Genomic DNA, 17086 nt, shown 5'->3' with positions numbered 1-17086 from the left:
TCTTCCATGTACGGGCATTTGGCGGTGGCCGAGGTCACGCTCTGATTCGGGTGCCGCTCGACGCGACCCGGGGTGAAGATTCGGAGAGACGCCGGATTGCCGGCGCCACCCATCATGAAGGGACCTCACCGTGACCGATCGTGTCACCGCCGACATGTGGTTCGACCCGGCCTGCCCGTGGGCGTGGATCACGTCCCGTTGGCTGCTCGAGGTCGAGCAGGTCCGTGATGTGGACATCCGCTTCCACGTGATGAGCCTGGCTGTGCTCAACGACGGCCGGGACGACCTGCCCAAGGAGTACAAGGATTTCCTGAGCACCGCCTGGGGCCCGGTGCGGGTCTGCATCGCCGCCGAGCAGCGGTACGGCACCGATGTCCTGCGCGCGCTCTACACGGCGCTCGGCACCCGGATCCACCTCGGCAAGGAGGAGCGCGGCCAGGAGCTCTACGTCGCCGCGTTGACGGACGCCGGCCTGGACCCGGCGCTGGCCGAGGCCGCCGACAGCACCGAGTACGACGAGGCGCTGCGGGCCAGCCACGAGGCCGGCATGCGCCCGGTCGGTCAGGACGTCGGCACCCCGGTCGTCCACGCGCCCGGCCCGGACGGCGGACAGGTCGCGTTCTTCGGTCCGGTGGTCACGCCGGCGCCGAAGGGCGAGGCGGCCGGCCGGCTCTGGGACGGCGTGCTGCTGGTCTCCGGCACCCCGGGCTTCTACGAGCTCAAGCGCACCCGCGAGCAGGGCCCGATCTTCGACTGATCCACGACACCACGCGCCCCCGTTCCGGTCACCGTCGGCTGCCCGGGCGGGGGCACGTCGCGTTCGGCGTCCGGGTGTGTCTCGGGTCGGTGGCGGTCGCTGCGTCACCGGTGGGCGGGCGGCATCGTTTCCCTCGGTGTCCGCCGCAGCGGCCCACCGGGCCGCACCCGCAGTTCGTGGAGGCAATCCCGATGGCCAAGCACCGTGCGTCCGGTGACGATCAGCTGACCCGGCAGGGGGTGATCGAGACTCCCGGCGCGGCCTACTGGTCGGTCGACGACTCCCGCTGGCCGTCGGTCCGCCCCGACCTGCCCGCCCACCTGGTGGATCTGCTCGCGCCTCCCATCGTGGTCGGTGTGGCGCGGGTCCCGGTCACGTCCCGCCTGACGCCGCCCGGGCCGCCGGCCACCGCCGGTCCGGCCGCGCCGCTGCCGTCGACCGGCGGCCCCGTGCCGGCCGAACTGCCGACGCCACCCGCCGGCCTCGCGCCGACCCACCGTCCGGCGCCGCCCCCGGGCAGCGCCCCGGCCGACCTTCCGGCGTCGCTTCCGGCGTCCGTGCCGGCCGTACCGTCTGCTCCGGCTCCGGCCGTACCGTCGGCGACCGCTCCGGCTCCGGCCGTACCGTCGGCGGCCGCACCCGCCGAGCCCGCGCCGCCCCCGCCGGCGCCCGCCAACCCGCGGCCGGTGCCGACGCCGCCGCTGAGCCCACGGCCCGTCCCGGCGCCGCCGCCCGAGCCCCGTCCCGTGCCCGGGCCGCCCGCCGCGCCCCGCCGCAACGCCACCACCGGGCCTGCCGGGACCGGCCGGCGGGGCAACGGCGGACCCGCCGCAGCCGGTCGACACCGCCGGCACAACGGCACCTCGGGCCGCGCCGGCTGACCGCTCCGCCCAGGCTGCGGCACTTTCATCTGGTGGACGCCGTGCGGGTCCCCGTCCGGAGGCGACGCCGTCGCCGGTAGCGTCAGCGGGCATGACGGTCGTACACCCGATCGCCCGGGCCTGGATCACCACTGGCGGCACCGGCGCGCAGAACTACGACGAGTTCGCCGACGACGCGGAGATCACCGCGATCATCGAGGCGAACCCGCACAGTGCCCTCGGCATCGAGATGCCGCACCGAGCGCCGGAGAGCCAGGGGAAGTCCTTCCTCGACGCGCTGCCGGACGCGGTGGCCCGCTTCGCCGAGGCCAAGGCCGACGGCAGCTACACCCCCGCCGAGCAGGTGGTGGTGCTCTACCGGATCAGCGCACCAGGCGAGGATCCCGCGTACGGGCTGTTCGCGATGGTGGACACCGACCAGATCTCCACCCGGGCCGACGAGCCGGGCCTGGTCATCCGCAACGAGGACGTCTTCATCGCCAAGGTGCGTGAGCGGGTGGCGCTGGCCGACGCGCTGGGCCACCTGCTCTCGCCCGTACTCCTGTTGCAGACCGGGTGCGGCGACCAACTGCACGCCGCGCTCGCGGCGGCGACCGACGCGGCCGGCGCGCCTGCCGCCACGGACACCGACCAGGCGGGGCGCACGCACGCCATCTGGTTGCTCGGCCCCGGCCCGGAGCAGGACGCGCTCACCGCGCTCGCCGGCGGCGGGGAGCTGGTCGTCGCCGACGGCAACCACCGCAGCCTGGCCGCCCAGACCGGTGGGCTGCCGCGTTTCCTGTCCGTGGTCACCACCCCCGCGTCGGTGGCCATCCAGCCGTACAACCGGCTGGTCAGCGAGTTGACCACCACGCCGGAGGAACTGCTGGACCGGCTGCGCGCGGCGGGCGCCGAGGTCGAGCCGATCGACGGCCGGGTCGAGGTTCCGGCGGCCGGCGGCACCGTCCACCTCCAGCTCCCCGGCCAGGGGTACGCGGTGCGCCTGCCCGCCACCGTCGGCGACCGCTTGGAGAACCTGGACCACGCCCTGGTCGAGCGGCTGCTGCTGCGCGACGCGCTGGGGCTGGACCCGGGCGACAAGCGGATCACCTATGTCGGCGGTGACTACCCGGCGAGCTGGCTCACCGGGGAGGTCGACGCCGGCCGGGCCGAGCTGGCCATTCTGATCGCGCCGGTGACCGTGGCGGACTTCGTCGCGGTGAATCTGGCTCGGGAGAAGATGCCGCGCAAGAGCACCTGGTTCACCCCGAAGGCGCGCGGCGGCCTGGTGGTCGCCGAGCTGCCCCGCTGAGTGACCGTCCGCACGACCGTGTGACGAACCCGGCCAGGGGACGCCGCCCCTGCGGCGTCCCCGACGGCGGCCTGACAGACTGCCCGGTATGCGCGTCTACCTGGGCTCCGATCACGCCGGCTTCGAGTTGAAGGTGCACCTGGCCAACTACCTGGCCAAGCAGGGGTACGACGTGGTCGACGTCGGCCCGCACGGCTACGACCCGGACGACGACTACCCCGCGTTCTGCCTGCACACCGGCGACCGGGTGGTGGCCGACGAGACCGGCCTCGGAGTGGTCATCGGTGGGTCCGGCAATGGTGAGCAGATCGCCGCGAACAAGGTCGCCGGGGTCCGCGCCGCGCTGGCCTGGAGCGTCGAGACCGCCCAGTTGGCCCGCCAGCACAACGACGCGAACGTGGTCGCGGTCGGCGCCCGCCAGCACACCCTGGACGAGGCGACCGCCATCGTCGAGGCGTTCCTGAGCACCCCGTTCTCCGGCAACGAGCGGCACTCCCGCCGGATCGCCCAGGTGGCCGAGTACGAGCTGACCCGGCAGCTGCCCGACCTGCCCTGACCCGGCCAGCGGGCGCTCAGCGCGGCGGGCGGGGTAGCTCCTCGCGGGGCACCCAGTTGCGTCGGACGACCACCACCCGGGCCTCGGCCTCGGCCAGGTCGTCGTCGGTGGGCCGGGCCGCGTCCCGGGCCCGCAGCGCGGCGCTCAGCCCCACCTGCGACGAGCCGGATCCGACCAGCCCGCGCAGCCCTCGTTCGCCGTCGCGTTCGTCGCCGGACGGGCCCCGGCGGCGGGTCGGTGGCTCCGCGCCATCGTGCACCCCGGCCGTGCTGACCGTAGGGCCGTCGGTGCCCCGTCCGGCCGGTTCGGAGTCGGGGTGGTGGCGCAGCCGCCGTCGTCGTCGGTCCGGGTCACCCATCAGCCGACCGTACTCGCTTGGGGTGGGATTCGGCACGGTCGTGCCGGGCGTGCGCGGACGGGCTCGTCGACCGATTTGCCGGCTGGCTACCCTCGGAACCGGGCGGTGGTGTGCCGCCGGTCAGGGGGAGACGAGATGGCAGACCAGACGCAGCCGTGGGCGGAACGGACCGTGGAGGTGCCGCCGCAGGCCGGCGTCGGGGTGCCGCCGCAGCGGGACGGGTTCCGCCGGGGCGTGGCTCCGGTCGGTCAGCCGCGCAGCCCGCGGACCGAGCCGTTCCCGGTGGTCGAGCAGGATCCGACCGGCACCGGCTGGCCAGGCGAACCGGCGCCCCGCCGGCCGCTGAGCTGGCGCCTGGCGCAGTTGCGTCGCGGCGGCGAGTGGAGTGCGGCGGCCGGGCTCTTCGCGTTCGTCTGCTGGGGGATCTGGGCGCTCTCCGGCCAGGGCGACCTGAGCGGTCCGCTGCTGGTGCTGGTGTTGAGCCTGCTGGTGGCGGTCGGCCTGTTCGCGCTGTCCCGACTGGTCGGCCGGATGGTGCTGGAGCGGCAGATGGGACGGGTCCGGCGCAGCGCGCGGGGCGCGCACCTGGCGACCGCGGTCTTCCTCGTCGGCCTCGGGGTGGCCTGGCTCCAGCAGACCGAGTGGGTCGTCTCGGCCTGGAACTGGATCTCCTCGAACTGACCCGGGGTACGCCCGGGCGGGCCGGCCAGCGCCGCCCGCCCGTGCGCCCGGTCGCAGCACGCCGCGACACCGGTCGTCTCCCCACCAGGCAGGGCCGCTGCTTACCCGGCCGGCCACGGTTCATCCGTGGCCGGCCGGTCCGACTGGTGCCCCGTTCGGGGCCTGCTCGGTCCCTGCTGCGGTCGGCCGGTCCGGCGGTGCCGCGTCCGAGGGCCGGACGCGGCACCGCCGGCAGATCAGCCCTCGGCGGCCTGGGCGGCGGCGTAGTCGCGGGCCACCCGGACCAGCTCCACCAGCCCGCCCGCGTACTCCTGGGACTCGCCGTGCGCCTCGTCGAACGGCGGCTGGAAGCCGACGCCCTCCCACTCGCCGGTGGCCGGGTTCCACCGGTCGTTGCCGACCTCGAAGTCCCAGGCGAAGATGCCCAGCTCGTAGTAGAGCTGGTCGGCGGAGTTCCCGGCGGCGGAGTAGAGCACGTCGGCGACCGGGCCGGTTTGCGACGGCCAGGTGACGGTGCCGCGCTCCTGGGCGATGGCGCCGACGATCCGCCGGGCGCTGTTCAGGAACAGCGTCGACTCGTCGATCGACGGCCGGGGCAGGGTGATCCGCCCGTCCGCCCGGTACGCCCCCGGCGGCCACATGAAGTACCCGCCGTAGGAGTGCACGTTCATCGCGAACTTGATGTTCGGGTGGGCCTGGGCGAGCGCGACCACGTTCCGGCTCTCCGCTTCGGACAACTCGGCGGTGCCCGCGTAGTTGCCGGAGAGGCAGTTGGCGCTGGCACCCACGTAGCCGTCGAAGTACGACCCGACGGTGTAGTTGCGGTTGATGTCGACGCCCCACGAGTTGCGGTTCTTCGGGTCGCGGGCCGCCCCGGCACAGTGGTTGACCAGGTTCTTGCGCTGGAAGTTGAAGTCGTTGAACGAGTAGTTCGCGCCGTCCGGGTTGACCGTCGGGATGACGAAGACGTCGACCTGCTCCAGCAGCTCACGGGTGGCCGGGTCGGTGCGGGCGTTGGCCAGCATCCGTTCGGCGAACTCCAGCGTCACCAGCGGCGTGGCCCACTCCCGGGCGTGTTCCTGGGAGTACGCCAGCACCCCGACCCGGGAGCCGTCCCGGTGCACGCCGAGGCGCAGCGCCTGCACCGTCCACGGCCGCGCCGGCACCTCGGTGCCCTGGAGGTCGTCGTCGAGCCGGGCGGGGCCGGCGACCGGCATCGGCAGCCCGGCCGAGCCGTCCTCGACGGAGGCCCGGAAACGGTTCGGTTGGCGGGCGTTGATCGCCGCCGCGACCTCGTCGGTGGTGCTCACCGTCTTGCCGGCGGTGTCGGTGGCCAGCGAGACCGTGAGAACCCGGTCGCGGTAGCCAACGGTCAGCGGGCGGTTGCGCCGGCCCGGGTCGACCGTCCGCACCTGCACGCCGTTCATGCTCTGGTCGCCGAAGCGGACCGACTCGACCACCACGGCGGCCACCGCCGGGTCGCCCAGGTACGCGACGGCGTTGCGCCGGTACCCCTGGGTCCGGTTCGGCAGATCGATCACGTCCACCAGGTCCCGGTACTGGCGGGCCAACCGCTTGATCCGCGCCTGGATGTCCACCGGCGTCAGGTACGCGTCGATGAAGTCCTTCTGGTAGCCGGCCGGCAGCGGCGGCGGGGTGGCGTTCGGCCAGAGTGCCGGGGTGACCACCCGGCTGACCCCGCCGAGGCTGGAGGTGGCGGTGAGCTGGACCGGTCGGTTCGGCACCGGTTGGGGGAGCGCGTAGTGGTACTGGTACTCGCCGGAGTCCTCGAACCGAAACAGCGGGAACGTTCCGGTGGCGCCATCGGCCGTCCGCCAGCTGACGGTGATCTCCACGTCCGGGTCGTCGGTGGCGGTGGTGGCCACCTGGGCCTGCAGGAACGTCTGCCCACCCGTGGTCCACCAGTACGCCTGCTGCACCTGGAGGGTGTCGACGGCCGTCGCGGCGGCGGTGGTCCGCTGGCCGGGGGCCGCAGCGCTCAGCCCTGCGGCGGTGCGGGCCTGTGCTGCGCGGACGCTGTCGGCGTGATGCCGGCTGCCGTCCCCGGCGCGCTGCACGATCTGCACGGCCGTCGCGCCCTGCGCGGTCAGGTCGGCGAGTTGGGCGCCGTTGAGCACCAGGTCGGCGAGGATCCGCCCGTCCCGGGCCCGAGGCCGGTTGGCCAGGTCGGCGCCGGCGGCGACCAGCCGGTCGAGCTGCGCCTGATCGCGCAGTTGCACCCGGACCAGGGCGGTCTCGTTGCTGGTCAGGGTGACCGGTGCGGGCGAGGCGGCGGGTGCCGCGGTGCCCGGACCGGGGTGGGACAGTACCGCGCTGATCAGGATCGCTGTGGTGGCGGCAGCTGTCCACCGTCGTCGGACGATCATGTGCCCTCCTGACGGACGTCGATGTCACTGGTCCTCACACCAGTGCATAGATCGACACCTGTCAAGACGCCCCGGTTGGGGTGGCCGGGATCGGGCGGACGCGAGTGCTCTCGGAGCGGGGCGGGCTGTGCCGCCCTGTCCAGGGCGACCCGATCGCTGCGAGTGGTGGACAATTCGCCGCATGACCCTGTCGGCGGCACGTCCGGACGTTGCTGGTCCGCCCCGGCCCGACCCGAGGGCTTCGCTCCTGGTGATGCTCGGCTGGTACGGCGCGCTCGTCGTGTCGTTCGGCGTGTATCTGAGTCTGCTGTCCGGGGACGTCCCGGCGGACTGTCACGAGGGCTGCGACTCCGACCGGTCGGGGATGCTGATGTTCGGGCTCTACACGGCCACGCCAGCGCTGTTCCTCGCCCTGCTGATCAGTCTGGTGGCGCTCTGGCTCCTGGTCACCCATAGCCGGAGGCGTTCCGCGTTGCTGACAGGCAGCCTGTCCGCCGTCCCCGCACTGGTCGTGGCCGGCATCCTCGCTGCGATCGTCCTGCCGTCTTGACTGACCGCACCGGCAGCGGCGTACGACATCCCCCAACGCTTCCCCATCGTCTGTGGACCTGTTGCGGACTGGATGCGGCCGTCTCCGCTAGGCGGACGGGGACGGGGACTCCGGTGGGCTGCCGGCGGCGCGTCGAGCGTCCGCGACGGCGACCCCGAGCAGCACGACGGCAGCGGCGATGGCGGCCAGCAGCGGCGGGCCGAACAACAGCGGCGGCGCCAGCAGAGCCAGAGCGGCGATGCCGACGAGCCGGCGCACGGCGAGCCGGTTGAAGACGACCCGTTCCAGCCGACTGCGGCCGAACAGGAAGACCGCCGGCCCGCCGAGGATGACCGCGAGCCAGGCCGGCACGGAGGGCCCTTCGGGGTGCGCCAGCACGATTTCCGAGCCAGCCGCAGTGGCGGTGATGCCGAGCACCATGAGCACGTGGGCCACGCCGACGATACCGCCGGCAGCTGCTCGGTTCGACGCCATCTCGACGGCCTCGGCCAGCACCTGGCCAGCGCGATAGAAGTAGATCCGCCACATCAGCACGGACGACAGGAACGTGATCACCAGGGCCGTCTTTGCGGCGAGCGTGGTGGGGTGATTGGCGAAGGCGAGGCCAATGGACAGCACCGTCTCGCCGAGCGCGATCAGCAACAGTTGCTGGTAGCGCTCGGGGAGGTATCGACTGCTGGCCATCGCCCACGCGCTGGTCGGTGGTCGGCCCATGCCGGGTACCGGCCATCTGAACCGCGCCACGACCATGTCCACGGTGATGGCGATCAACCACACGGCGATCCGGTGGTTTCCGCGCATCGCCGCCCCGGCGAGCCAGATCACGCCGGAGACGCTGGCCCAGATGGCCAGACGGGTGTAGAGCGCCCGTACCTCCTTGTGCTCCCGCAACAACGGCCGGAGCAGCAAGGGGCGTCCGATGTGCAGCAACACGTACACAACGGCGAAGGCGACGCCGCGTTGCTCGAACTCGTACAGGGACGTCGCCATGATCAGCAGGCCGAACGCGCTGACCAGGACCAGCAGCTGAATCCAGCGGTTGCGGTAGTCGAACCGGCTCGTGACGTACGCCGTGGTCGTCCACAGCCAGAGCAGCGGCAGGCCCAGAACGACGACGTCCAACAGCGCCAGCCAGCGCATGCCAGCGCTGTCGGAGAGAAGTTCCGGCACCATCCGGCCTACGACCCCGACCAGGGCGAAGACCAACACCAGGTCGAAGAACAGCTCCAGGAAGCTGGCCTGCTGGGCGTCCTCCTCGCCACGCAGGATGCCCCCGGTCTGCGCCGGCTCCGATGGACGCCCCATCCGCCCATGGTTGCGGGAGGATCGCCTTGCGCGCACCGGTTTCGCTGTTTCATCGATCGGCGGCGAAGGGGGCGCCGCTGCGTTCCGGCAACTTCGCTCGGGCGGTGAAGTGGACCAGAACAGTCGCCTCGCTGGGCCTGGCCGGCTTCCACTTCCACGACCTGCGCAGTGGGGGAGAAGCGAAAGGCCCAGGTGCCGCGATCATGCGGTCGACCTGGGCCTTTGTCGATGGAGCGGGCGACGGGAATCGAACCCGCACCGTCAGTTTGGAAGACTGAAGCTCTGCCATTGAGCTACGCCCGCGTGCATCCCACCGGAACGGGATGCGCCGACAGCGTACCCAATGCCCCTGCCGACCGCGCAGCCACGCCACCGCCCTGCGCCACCGCGTCGCCCTGTGCTGCGTCGCGATGCGTCCAAGATCCACACAACTTCAGGGATGTAGTGGTCTCCGCGCGCCGGGAGGCCACACTTTCCCCGAAGTTGTGTGGATCTTGCCCGCCGCCCGCGGCTTTCGGGGGATTGTGTCCGGGTGGGGGCGGCCCCGGCACGTCCCGGGAGCGGCGACGGCATAGACTGCACGTCGCCACGGGGTGTGGCGCAGCTTGGTAGCGCACTCGCTTTGGGAGCGAGGGGCCGTGGGTTCAAATCCCGCCACCCCGACTGTCGTCCGCGGCCGGGCAGCCCCGGGTGCCGCCCGAGTTTTCCGTGCGGTCCCCGGGCGATGCCGGAGCGTCAGGCCGGCTCACCTACACTCGATGGGCTGAATCCACGCCCAGACTCAACTGAGATCCGTCAAGGAGTACGCCTGTGAAGAGCACCGTCGAGACTCTGAGCCCGACGCGCGTGCGGCTCGCCATCGAGGTGCCGTTCGTCGAGCTCGAGCCGAGCCTCAAGAAGGCGTACCGGGAGATCGGTTCGCAGGTCCAGGTCCCGGGCTTCCGCCGGGGCAAGGTGCCGACCGCGGTGATCGACCAGCGGGTGGGCCGGGGCACCGTCCTCAACGAGGCGGTCCAGGATGCCATCCCGGAGAACATCCTCGCCGCGGTACGCGAGCACGACCTCAAGACGCTGGGGCGTCCCGAGGTCGAGATCACCGAGTTCAACGACGGTGACTCGCTGAACTTCACCGCCGAGGTGGACGTCCGACCGGAGATCACCCTCCCCGACGCCACGACCATCGAGGTGACCGTCGACGAGCTGCAGATCGACGAGAGCGAGATCGACGAGCAGGTGAAGAACCTGCGTGAGCGGTTCGCCACCCTCAAGACCGTCGAGCGCGCCGCCGCCGAGGGCGACTTCGTCCAGATCGACCTGAACGCCACCGTCGACGGCGAGGACGTGCCGGGCGGCCAGGCGAGCAACATCTCCCACGAGGTGGGCAGCAAGCAGCTCCTGCCGGGCCTCGACGAGGCCGCGGTCGGTCTCGCCGCCGGTGACAGCACCACCTTCACCACCCAGCTGGTCGGCGGCGACTTCGCCGGCCGGGACGCCGAGGTGGCGGTGACCGTGCGCACGGTCAAGGAGAAGGAGCTGCCGGAGCTGAACGACGAGTTCGCCCAGATGGCGAGCGAGTTCGACACGATCGAGGAGCTGCGCGGCGACCTGCGGGCGCGGGTCACCCAGGGCAAGCAGGTCGAGCAGATCTACGCGGCTCGGGACAAGGCCCTGGCGGAGCTGGTCGAGGCCGCCGAGGTGCCGGCGCCGGAGGGTGTCATCCGCGAGGAGGTGGCCAGCCGCAAGCAGGCCATGATCGATCAGCTGGAGCGGATCGGCGCCTCGATGGAGGAGTACCTCGCCGCCGAGGAGAAGACCGAGGAGCAGATCGACGCCGAGCTGACCGAGGCGGCGACCGAGGGCGTCAAGGTGCAGCTTCTGCTGGACACCCTGGCCGACGCCGAGGACGTCCAGGTCTCCGACGACGAGTTCGGCCACGAGATCGTGCACCGGGCGCAGCGCGCCGGGATGGCCCCGCAGCAGTACTACGACCAGCTCATGCGCTCCGGGGCGGCTGCCGCGGTCTTCGGTGACGTGCGGCGGGGCAAGGCGCTCGCGGCAGTCATGGAGCGGATCAAGATCAAGGACTCGGCCGGCAACGAGGTCACCCTTGACGCGCTGCGTGCGGCCAACGAGGCGGAGCACAACCACGAGCACTGATCGTCGGGTGCGGCCGCCGTCCGCCGCTGTGCGGTGGACGGCGGCCAAATCCTTTTCCGGGTACGCCCGGAAGCCCGCGCCGCGGGTACGCCCGACACAGCTGCGCTGAGAGCGAACAGTGCCCCGACCGGGACTCTGCCGCCCCGCACAGCGGTTAGTGTCGGGAAAGACGGTACGGAGAGCGAAGGGCTGCCATGACCGACATGCACATCCCAGCGAAGCCGCTCCGGGCGATTGATGCCCGAGGTGGCGACACCATTGGCAACCTCGACGACTCGGTCTACAACCGGTTGCTCAAGGAGCGCATCATCTTCCTGGGCAGCGAGGTGACCGACCAGGTCGCCAACCGCATCTGCGCGCAGCTGCTGCTGCTCGCCGCGGAGGACCCGGACCGCGACATCAATCTGTGGATCAACTCGCCGGGTGGCTCGGTCTACTCCGGCATGGCGATCTACGACACCATGCAGTTCATCGACAACGACGTGTCGACCGTGGCGATGGGCATGGCGGCCTCGATGGGCCAGCTGCTGCTCTGCGCGGGCACCAAGGGCAAGCGGTACGCCCTGCCGCACGCCCGGATCATGATGCACCAGCCGTCCGGTGGTCTGGGCGGCACGGCGTCCGACATCGCCATCCAGGCGGAGCAGATGCTCTACACGAAGCGGATGTTCCAGGAGCGGGTCGCACACCACACCAGCCAGAGCCAGGGGCAGATCGAGGCGGACTCGGACCGGGACCGTTGGTTCACCGCCCAGGAGGCCATGGACTACGGCTTCATCGACAAGGTGATCATCGGGGCCGCTCAGGTTCCGGATGGCGCCGGGACCCTGAGCTGAGGAGCTGACGATGACCGATCTGAGCTTGCCGCCCCAGTTCGCGGCCGTGCACAACCGTTACGTGCTGCCGTCGTTCGTCGAGCGCACGTCGTACGGGGTCAAGGAGTCGAACCCGTACAACAAGCTCTTCGAGGACCGGATCATCTTCCTCGGCGTCCAGGTGGACGACGCGTCGGCCAACGACGTGATGGCCCAGCTGCTGACGCTCGAGGGCACCGACCCGGACCGCGACATCATCATGTACATCAACTCGCCGGGTGGCTCGTTCACCGCGATGACGGCGATCTACGACACCATGCAGTACGTCCGCCCGGACATCCAGACGGTCTGCCTCGGGCAGGCCGCCAGCGCGGCAGCGGTGCTGCTGTCGGCCGGCACGCCGGGTAAGCGGATGGCTCTTCCGAACTCGCGGATCATCATCCACCAGCCGGCCACCGAGGGCGGCTACGGGCAGGGCTCGGACATCGAGATCCAGGCTCGGGAGATCCTCCGGATGCGTACGCAGCTGGAGGACATGCTCTCTCGGCACTGCAACCGGCCGATCGAGCAGGTTCGCAAGGACATCGACCGCGACAAGATCATGACGGCCGAGGAGTCCAAGGAGTACGGGTTGGTCGACACGATCCTGACCAGCCGCAAGAAGGGCCTGCTGGCAGCCAACGCCGCCAGCTGAGCAGCACCGGGTCAGAGGTTGGCCGGGGCATCGGTTCCCGGCCGACCTCTGACACACCCGTTTTGGGGGTCGGAGAATGCCCCGCCAGCGGGTAACGTCGGGTCCGTACCGCTTCGCCGGTTGGGCCGGCGGGGGTGAACGGAGCGGGACGGCGCGCAGCGTCCGCAGGTCAGGGCCGGGTCTCCGGCCGATGAGTGCAGGGAGAACGTAGGTGGCACGGATCGGTGACGGCGGCGACCTACTGAAATGCTCCTTCTGCGGCAAGTCGCAGAAGCAGGTGAAGAAGCTCATCGCGGGCCCTGGGGTCTACATCTGCGACGAGTGCATCGATCTCTGCAACGAGATCATCGAAGAGGAGTTGGCCGAGTCCGGCGAGGTGAAGTGGGAAGAGCTTCCCAAGCCGATGGAGATCTGCCAGTTCCTCGACAACTACGTCGTCGGGCAGGATCAGGCCAAGAAGGCGCTCGCCGTCGCGGTCTACAACCACTACAAGCGGATCCAGGCCGAGGCGGCCGGCGCGCCGGGCTCCGGCAGCGACGCCGTCGAGCTGGCCAAGTCCAACATCCTGCTGCTCGGCCCGACCGGGTGCGGCAAGACCCACCTGGCGCAGACGCTGGCCCGGATGTTGAACGTCCCGTTCGCCATCGCCGATGCCACCGCGCTGACCGAGGCGGGCTACGTCGGCGAGGATGTGGAAAACATCCTCCTCAAGCTGATCCAGGCCGCCGACTACGACATCAAGCGCGCCGAGACCGGCATCATCTACATCGACGAGGTCGACAAGATCGCCCGCAAGTCGGAGAATCCGTCGATCACGCGGGACGTCTCCGGCGAGGGCGTGCAGCAGGCCCTGCTCAAGATGCTCGAAGGCACAGTGGCCAACGTGCCGCCGCAGGGCGGTCGCAAGCACCCGCACCAGGAGTTCATCCAGATCGACACCACCAACGTGCTGTTCATCTGCGGTGGTGCCTTCGCGGGGCTGGATCAGATCATCGAGTCCCGCACCGGGCAGGGCGGCACCGGCTTCGGCGCCCGGCTCCGATCGGTCTCCGACCGGTCGACCGATGACATCTTCAGTCAGGTCATGCCGGAGGACATGCTCAAGTTCGGGCTGATCCCCGAGTTCGTCGGCCGGCTGCCGGTGATCACCAATGTGCGCAGCCTGGACCGCAGCGCCCTCGTACGGATCCTCACCGAGCCGCGCAACGCCCTGGTCCGGCAGTACCAGCGCCTCTTCGAGCTGGACGGCGTCGAGCTGGAGTTCGACGAGCCGGCGCTGGAGGCCATCGCCGACCAGGCCATGCTGCGGGGCACCGGTGCCCGTGGCCTCCGGGCCATCATCGAGGAGGTTCTGCTCTCCGCGATGTTCGAGGTGCCGAGCAACCCCGACGCCGCCCGGGTGCTGATCACCCGCGAGGTGGTCCTGGAGAACGTCAACCCGACCATCGTGCCGCGCGAGTTCACCGGCCGTCGGGCCCGGCGGGACCGCGAGGAGAAGTCGGCCTGATCGTTCTCGCGTCGCGCCGGCCCGTTCAGTCCTGACGCGGCCGGCGCGAACGGGTTCGTCGATCCCATTCGCCCGACGGGGTGACCGTCACCATCATCAGCCGTGCCGGTACGTCGGCGTCATTGCGGTAGCCGTGCTCCCGGTCGGCATGAAACTCGATGGTCTCGCCGGCCCGGACGGGGTGGTCCTGCCCGTCGACCCGCACGACCACCGCGCCGGTCAGCACGTGCAGCACCTCCCGGGTGCCGCGCGGGTGGTCGGGGGAGCGGTGCGCCTCCCCAGCCTCCATCCGCCAGTCCCAGAGCTCGACCAGATCCGGCTCGCCCAGCCCGCTCAGCAGGTGGCCCGTGCCGCCGCGCTCGCCCTGCCAGAGCACCGGCGCCTCGGCGGCCGAGGTGATCTTCACGGTCCGTTCCTCGGCGGGCTCCAGCAGTCGGGCGATGTTGACGCCGAACGCGTCGGCGACCCGGCACAGTGTGCCGACGCTCGGGTTGGTGCGTGCGCTCTCGATCTGCACGAGCATGCCCTTGCTCACCCCGGACCGGCCGGCCAACTCGTCGAAGGACCAGCCCCGGGCGGCGCGTAGCTCGCGTACCTGCTGGGCCACCGCGGCGGTGACCGCGCCCACCCGGCCGGTTCCGGTCTCGGTCATTAAACTATCCCTCACGGTCACTATTGTGATACGAACACTCTATGCTCCCCATTGTCCTTGCCGCAGTGTCCGCAGTCGCGTTCGGCACCGCCGACTTCTCCGGTGGGAAGGCGTCCCGCCATGCGGACCCGATCGCCGTGACCGTGATCTCCCAGCTGCTGAGCGTCCCGCTGCTGGTCGTCCTGGTGCTGGTGGTGCCCGGCACCCCGACCGTCGGGGACATCGCCTGGGGGCTGCTCGCCGGGGTGGCCGGCGCGGCCGGGGTCATGCTGCTCTACCGGGCGCTCGCCGGCGGGATGATGGCCGTGGTGGCACCGGTCACCGCGATCACCGCCGCCGTGGTGCCGATCATCGCCGGCCTGTTCACCGCGACGTTCCCCGGCGCAGCGGCACTCACCGGGGCGGGCCTCGCCGTGCTGGCGATCGCACTGGTCAGCCTGGGAGACGGTGGTAGCCGGCGGTCCGTCCCGGCGCGGCTGGTGGGGCTGTCCCTCGCCGCCGGCGCACTCTTCGGCGTCTTCTTCACGCTGCTCGGCCAGGCCGATGAGGGCGCCGGCATGTGGCCGGTGGCGGCGGTGCGGGCCAGCTCGATCGCGTTCGGTCTCGCGCTCGCCGTCGGGACCGGCGTGCGGCTCCGGCTCGGACGGCGGGTGCTGGGCTGGGCGGCAGTCGCCGGCCTGCTCGACAGCGCTGCCAACGCGCTCTTCCTCGCCGCCGCCGCCCGTGGCCACCTGAGCATCGTCGCGGCGATCACCGCGCTCTACCCGGCCAGTACCGTGCTGCTCGCGCTCGCCGTCGACCGAGAGCGGTTGCGCCCGATCCAGGTCGCCGGCCTCGGCTTCGCCGCCGGTGCTCTGGTGCTGGCCAGCATCTGAAGCTGTCGGCGCCGGCCCTTCCGGCCGTACTCTGGGCTCATGCGCGTCGCCGTCTGCCAGCTGAACGCCCGGGACGACCGCAAGGCCAACCTGGCCGCCGCGGAGGCCCTGCTGGAACGCGCCGCCGCCGGCGGCGCGGACCTCGCCGTCCTGCCGGAGTACGTCGACTACCTCGGCCCCGCCGCCGGGTTGCCCGAGCCGGAGCCGGTGGACGGCGAGGTGGGCAGCTTCTTCGCCGGGATCGCCCGGCGACTCGGCATCTGGCTGGTGGCCGGGTCGTTCCACGAGGCCGGCCCGGACCCGGAGCACACCTGGAACACCTCGCTGGTCTTCGACCGGTCCGGCAGCCTCGCCGCGAGCTATCGCAAGATCCACTTGTACGACGTGGAGATTCCCGGCCGGGTCTCATACCTGGAGTCGGCGACCGTCGCTGCTGGTGTCCAGCCCGTGGTGGTCGACGTCGAGGGCCTCCGGGTCGGCCTGTCGATCTGTTACGACCTGCGCTTCCCGGAGCTGTACCGGCGACTCGCCACCGCGGGGGGCGCCCAGTTGTTGGTGGTCCCGGCGGCGTTCATGCTCCACACCGGGCGGGACCACTGGGAGGTCCTGCTGCGGGCCCGGGCGATCGAGAACCAGTGCTTTGTGGCGGCCGCTGGCCAGACCGGCGACCACGAGCCGGGTCGCACCTGCTTCGGGCGCAGCATGGTGGTCGACCCGTGGGGGACGGTCCTCACCCAGTTGCCGGACGGCCCGGGGGTGTCCGTCGTCGACCTGGACCTCGACCGGCTCGCCGCGATCCGTGCCGAGCTGCCCAGCCTGGCCAACCGCCGGCTCTGAGCCTTCAGCCCTCCAACAGGACGCCGATCGTCGCCAAGCCGGCGATGGCCGCGGCGGTGACCAGCAGGGCGGTGCTCATCCGGGACCGGCCCCGCCGCGCCAACCGCCCCACCGAGAGCACCAGCACGACCAGCACTACCGCACCGATCACCAACTGCCAGAACGGCAGGAGGAGGCCGAGCAGCGCCTCCTCGGCGAACACCGTGGCGCCGAGCCCGGACTCATCCATGCCTGACACTCTGGCACGCCGACGCGCCCCGCGTCCCCGGCTGCGTGGGACATCGCAGCGCCCTCGCGAGCCGAACCAGTGATGAACCCTGATTTGCCTTCTCGGGGCCGTCCGCGTAACTTTCTCTCTGCACGGGGGAGGCCGGACAAACCGGCCGAGACCAGGCACCAGGCTCGTGGCGGGAACGCCGAGCGAGACTGAGGATCGGGCGGTGCGGAACACTCCGGAAACGGGGTTGCGAACGCGAAGCCGACCGGGTAGAGTTCTGAAGCCGGCAGGAGCCGGGCAGAGAGCCACGAAGTGGCGATCGGCCGGTCTGCGGCTTCCCACGACAGTAACGACCGCCGGGTACGGCGTGCGTCATCGTGGGTCCGGACGAATCACATTGATCGCCTCGAACACGAGGTTGACAATGAAAATTCGACCAAGTAGGTTTGAGCGGTTGCCCCGAAACGGGGTTCCACTGAGTGGGGCTTCTGGTCGGTGTGTGGTTGTTCTTTGAGAACTCAACAGGGTGCTTGAAAAGCCAGTGCCAATTATGATTTATACCCCGG

Annotated in this window: 17 protein-coding genes and 2 tRNA genes; 13 read left to right on the top strand and 6 right to left on the bottom strand. The window is 71.1% G+C overall.

Annotated features, from left to right (window positions below; translation table 11 throughout):
• The first annotated feature begins 130 nt into the window (after nucleotides 1-130).
• From ACFY29_RS16255 to ACFY29_RS16240, 4 genes are all read left to right on the top strand, one after another.
• Entirely contained in the window at nucleotides 131-757 is a 627-nt protein-coding gene (locus ACFY29_RS16255) for a disulfide bond formation protein DsbA (RefSeq protein WP_355610044.1), read from the top strand.
• 191 nt (nucleotides 758-948) lie between these two features.
• Nucleotides 949-1638: a hypothetical protein gene (locus ACFY29_RS16250; RefSeq protein WP_386986877.1), complete on the top strand. Its 690-nt coding sequence runs from the start codon at nucleotides 949-951 to the stop codon at nucleotides 1636-1638.
• Nucleotides 1639-1729: 91 nt separating this feature from the next.
• Nucleotides 1730-2929 carry a DUF1015 family protein gene (locus ACFY29_RS16245; protein WP_386986875.1) on the top strand — a complete coding sequence of 400 codons (1200 nt, stop codon included), beginning with the start codon at nucleotides 1730-1732 and terminating at the stop codon, nucleotides 2927-2929.
• An 88-nt stretch (nucleotides 2930-3017) separates the two neighbouring features.
• Complete coding sequence (locus tag ACFY29_RS16240) at nucleotides 3018-3485, top strand: ribose-5-phosphate isomerase (protein WP_386986872.1); 468 nt, start codon at nucleotides 3018-3020, stop codon at nucleotides 3483-3485.
• A gap of 16 nt (nucleotides 3486-3501) precedes the next feature.
• On the opposite strand, the gene ACFY29_RS16235 is transcribed toward ACFY29_RS16240, so the two are convergent.
• The gene (locus ACFY29_RS16235; protein WP_386986869.1) at nucleotides 3502-3843 is read right to left on the bottom strand and encodes a hypothetical protein; all 342 of its coding nucleotides are present in this window, start codon (nucleotides 3841-3843) and stop codon (nucleotides 3502-3504) included.
• A gap of 135 nt (nucleotides 3844-3978) precedes the next feature.
• Here ACFY29_RS16235 and ACFY29_RS16230 point away from each other — a divergent pair, with 135 nt between their 5' ends.
• The gene (locus ACFY29_RS16230) at nucleotides 3979-4524 is read left to right on the top strand and encodes a hypothetical protein (RefSeq protein ID WP_355610037.1); all 546 of its coding nucleotides are present in this window, start codon (nucleotides 3979-3981) and stop codon (nucleotides 4522-4524) included.
• Nucleotides 4525-4760: 236 nt separating this feature from the next.
• On the opposite strand, the gene ACFY29_RS16225 is transcribed toward ACFY29_RS16230, so the two are convergent.
• Entirely contained in the window at nucleotides 4761-6911 is a 2151-nt protein-coding gene (locus ACFY29_RS16225) for a M14 family zinc carboxypeptidase (RefSeq protein WP_386986866.1), read from the bottom strand.
• Nucleotides 6912-7092: 181 nt separating this feature from the next.
• Here ACFY29_RS16225 and ACFY29_RS16220 point away from each other — a divergent pair, with 181 nt between their 5' ends.
• Nucleotides 7093-7461: a hypothetical protein gene (locus ACFY29_RS16220; protein ID WP_386986863.1), complete on the top strand. Its 369-nt coding sequence runs from the start codon at nucleotides 7093-7095 to the stop codon at nucleotides 7459-7461.
• 87 nt (nucleotides 7462-7548) lie between these two features.
• On the opposite strand, the gene ACFY29_RS16215 is transcribed toward ACFY29_RS16220, so the two are convergent.
• On the bottom strand, nucleotides 7549-8766 hold the full coding sequence (locus ACFY29_RS16215; RefSeq protein ID WP_386986860.1) for a low temperature requirement protein A: 1218 nt from the start codon (nucleotides 8764-8766) through the stop codon (nucleotides 7549-7551).
• A 229-nt stretch (nucleotides 8767-8995) separates the two neighbouring features.
• Nucleotides 8996-9069 (bottom strand) — tRNA-Gly (locus tag ACFY29_RS16210).
• A gap of 286 nt (nucleotides 9070-9355) precedes the next feature.
• On the opposite strand from ACFY29_RS16210, the gene ACFY29_RS16205 reads away from it, so the two are divergent.
• The 5 genes from ACFY29_RS16205 (at nucleotide 9356) to clpX (ending at nucleotide 13939) form a co-directional block, all read left to right on the top strand.
• Nucleotides 9356-9429 (top strand) — tRNA-Pro (locus ACFY29_RS16205).
• Nucleotides 9430-9576: 147 nt separating this feature from the next.
• Complete coding sequence (gene tig, locus ACFY29_RS16200) at nucleotides 9577-10923, top strand: trigger factor (protein WP_328419491.1); 1347 nt, start codon at nucleotides 9577-9579, stop codon at nucleotides 10921-10923.
• A gap of 194 nt (nucleotides 10924-11117) precedes the next feature.
• A complete protein-coding gene (locus ACFY29_RS16195) occupies nucleotides 11118-11759 on the top strand; it encodes an ATP-dependent Clp protease proteolytic subunit (protein ID WP_386986857.1) in 642 nt (213 codons plus the stop codon).
• 10 nt (nucleotides 11760-11769) lie between these two features.
• The gene (locus ACFY29_RS16190; RefSeq protein WP_130339200.1) at nucleotides 11770-12432 is read left to right on the top strand and encodes an ATP-dependent Clp protease proteolytic subunit; all 663 of its coding nucleotides are present in this window, start codon (nucleotides 11770-11772) and stop codon (nucleotides 12430-12432) included.
• A gap of 211 nt (nucleotides 12433-12643) precedes the next feature.
• Entirely contained in the window at nucleotides 12644-13939 is a 1296-nt protein-coding gene (gene clpX / locus ACFY29_RS16185) for an ATP-dependent Clp protease ATP-binding subunit ClpX (RefSeq protein ID WP_139588132.1), read from the top strand.
• A gap of 25 nt (nucleotides 13940-13964) precedes the next feature.
• Here the strand turns inward: clpX and ACFY29_RS16180 are convergent, their stop codons facing one another.
• On the bottom strand, nucleotides 13965-14591 hold the full coding sequence (locus ACFY29_RS16180; RefSeq protein ID WP_355610028.1) for an XRE family transcriptional regulator: 627 nt from the start codon (nucleotides 14589-14591) through the stop codon (nucleotides 13965-13967).
• Between the two features lie 41 nt (nucleotides 14592-14632).
• Between ACFY29_RS16180 and ACFY29_RS16175 the strand changes: the two genes are divergently transcribed.
• Both ACFY29_RS16175 and ACFY29_RS16170 read left to right on the top strand, forming a co-directional pair.
• On the top strand, nucleotides 14633-15466 hold the full coding sequence (locus ACFY29_RS16175) for an EamA family transporter (protein ID WP_386986853.1): 834 nt from the start codon (nucleotides 14633-14635) through the stop codon (nucleotides 15464-15466).
• 39 nt (nucleotides 15467-15505) lie between these two features.
• Nucleotides 15506-16303: a carbon-nitrogen hydrolase family protein gene (locus tag ACFY29_RS16170; protein WP_386986850.1), complete on the top strand. Its 798-nt coding sequence runs from the start codon at nucleotides 15506-15508 to the stop codon at nucleotides 16301-16303.
• Between the two features lie 4 nt (nucleotides 16304-16307).
• Here ACFY29_RS16170 and ACFY29_RS16165 read toward each other — a convergent pair whose 3' ends face one another.
• Nucleotides 16308-16532 carry a hypothetical protein gene (locus ACFY29_RS16165; protein ID WP_328419478.1) on the bottom strand — a complete coding sequence of 75 codons (225 nt, stop codon included), beginning with the start codon at nucleotides 16530-16532 and terminating at the stop codon, nucleotides 16308-16310.
• Between the last annotated feature and the right edge of the window lie 554 nt (nucleotides 16533-17086).

This window comes from Micromonospora sp. NPDC000668, assembly GCF_042897975.1.
Lineage (GTDB): Bacteria > Actinomycetota > Actinomycetes > Mycobacteriales > Micromonosporaceae > Micromonospora.
This window is presented reverse-complemented; position numbering and strand designations above follow the sequence as displayed.

Coding starts and splice junctions, on each gene's coding strand:
- ACFY29_RS16175 (WP_386986853.1), top strand. CDS start 14,633: ATGCTCCCCATTGTCCTTGCCGCAGTGTCCGCAGTCGCGTTCGGCACC.
- ACFY29_RS16235 (WP_386986869.1), bottom strand. CDS start 3,843: ATGGGTGACCCGGACCGACGACGACGGCGGCTGCGCCACCACCCCGAC.
- ACFY29_RS16250 (WP_386986877.1), top strand. CDS start 949: ATGGCCAAGCACCGTGCGTCCGGTGACGATCAGCTGACCCGGCAGGGG.
- ACFY29_RS16170 (WP_386986850.1), top strand. CDS start 15,506: ATGCGCGTCGCCGTCTGCCAGCTGAACGCCCGGGACGACCGCAAGGCC.
- ACFY29_RS16190 (WP_130339200.1), top strand. CDS start 11,770: ATGACCGATCTGAGCTTGCCGCCCCAGTTCGCGGCCGTGCACAACCGT.
- ACFY29_RS16230 (WP_355610037.1), top strand. CDS start 3,979: ATGGCAGACCAGACGCAGCCGTGGGCGGAACGGACCGTGGAGGTGCCG.
- ACFY29_RS16195 (WP_386986857.1), top strand. CDS start 11,118: ATGACCGACATGCACATCCCAGCGAAGCCGCTCCGGGCGATTGATGCC.
- ACFY29_RS16165 (WP_328419478.1), bottom strand. CDS start 16,532: ATGGATGAGTCCGGGCTCGGCGCCACGGTGTTCGCCGAGGAGGCGCTG.
- ACFY29_RS16215 (WP_386986860.1), bottom strand. CDS start 8,766: ATGGGGCGTCCATCGGAGCCGGCGCAGACCGGGGGCATCCTGCGTGGC.
- ACFY29_RS16240 (WP_386986872.1), top strand. CDS start 3,018: ATGCGCGTCTACCTGGGCTCCGATCACGCCGGCTTCGAGTTGAAGGTG.
- ACFY29_RS16220 (WP_386986863.1), top strand. CDS start 7,093: ATGACCCTGTCGGCGGCACGTCCGGACGTTGCTGGTCCGCCCCGGCCC.
- ACFY29_RS16225 (WP_386986866.1), bottom strand. CDS start 6,911: ATGATCGTCCGACGACGGTGGACAGCTGCCGCCACCACAGCGATCCTG.
- ACFY29_RS16245 (WP_386986875.1), top strand. CDS start 1,730: ATGACGGTCGTACACCCGATCGCCCGGGCCTGGATCACCACTGGCGGC.
- ACFY29_RS16180 (WP_355610028.1), bottom strand. CDS start 14,591: ATGACCGAGACCGGAACCGGCCGGGTGGGCGCGGTCACCGCCGCGGTG.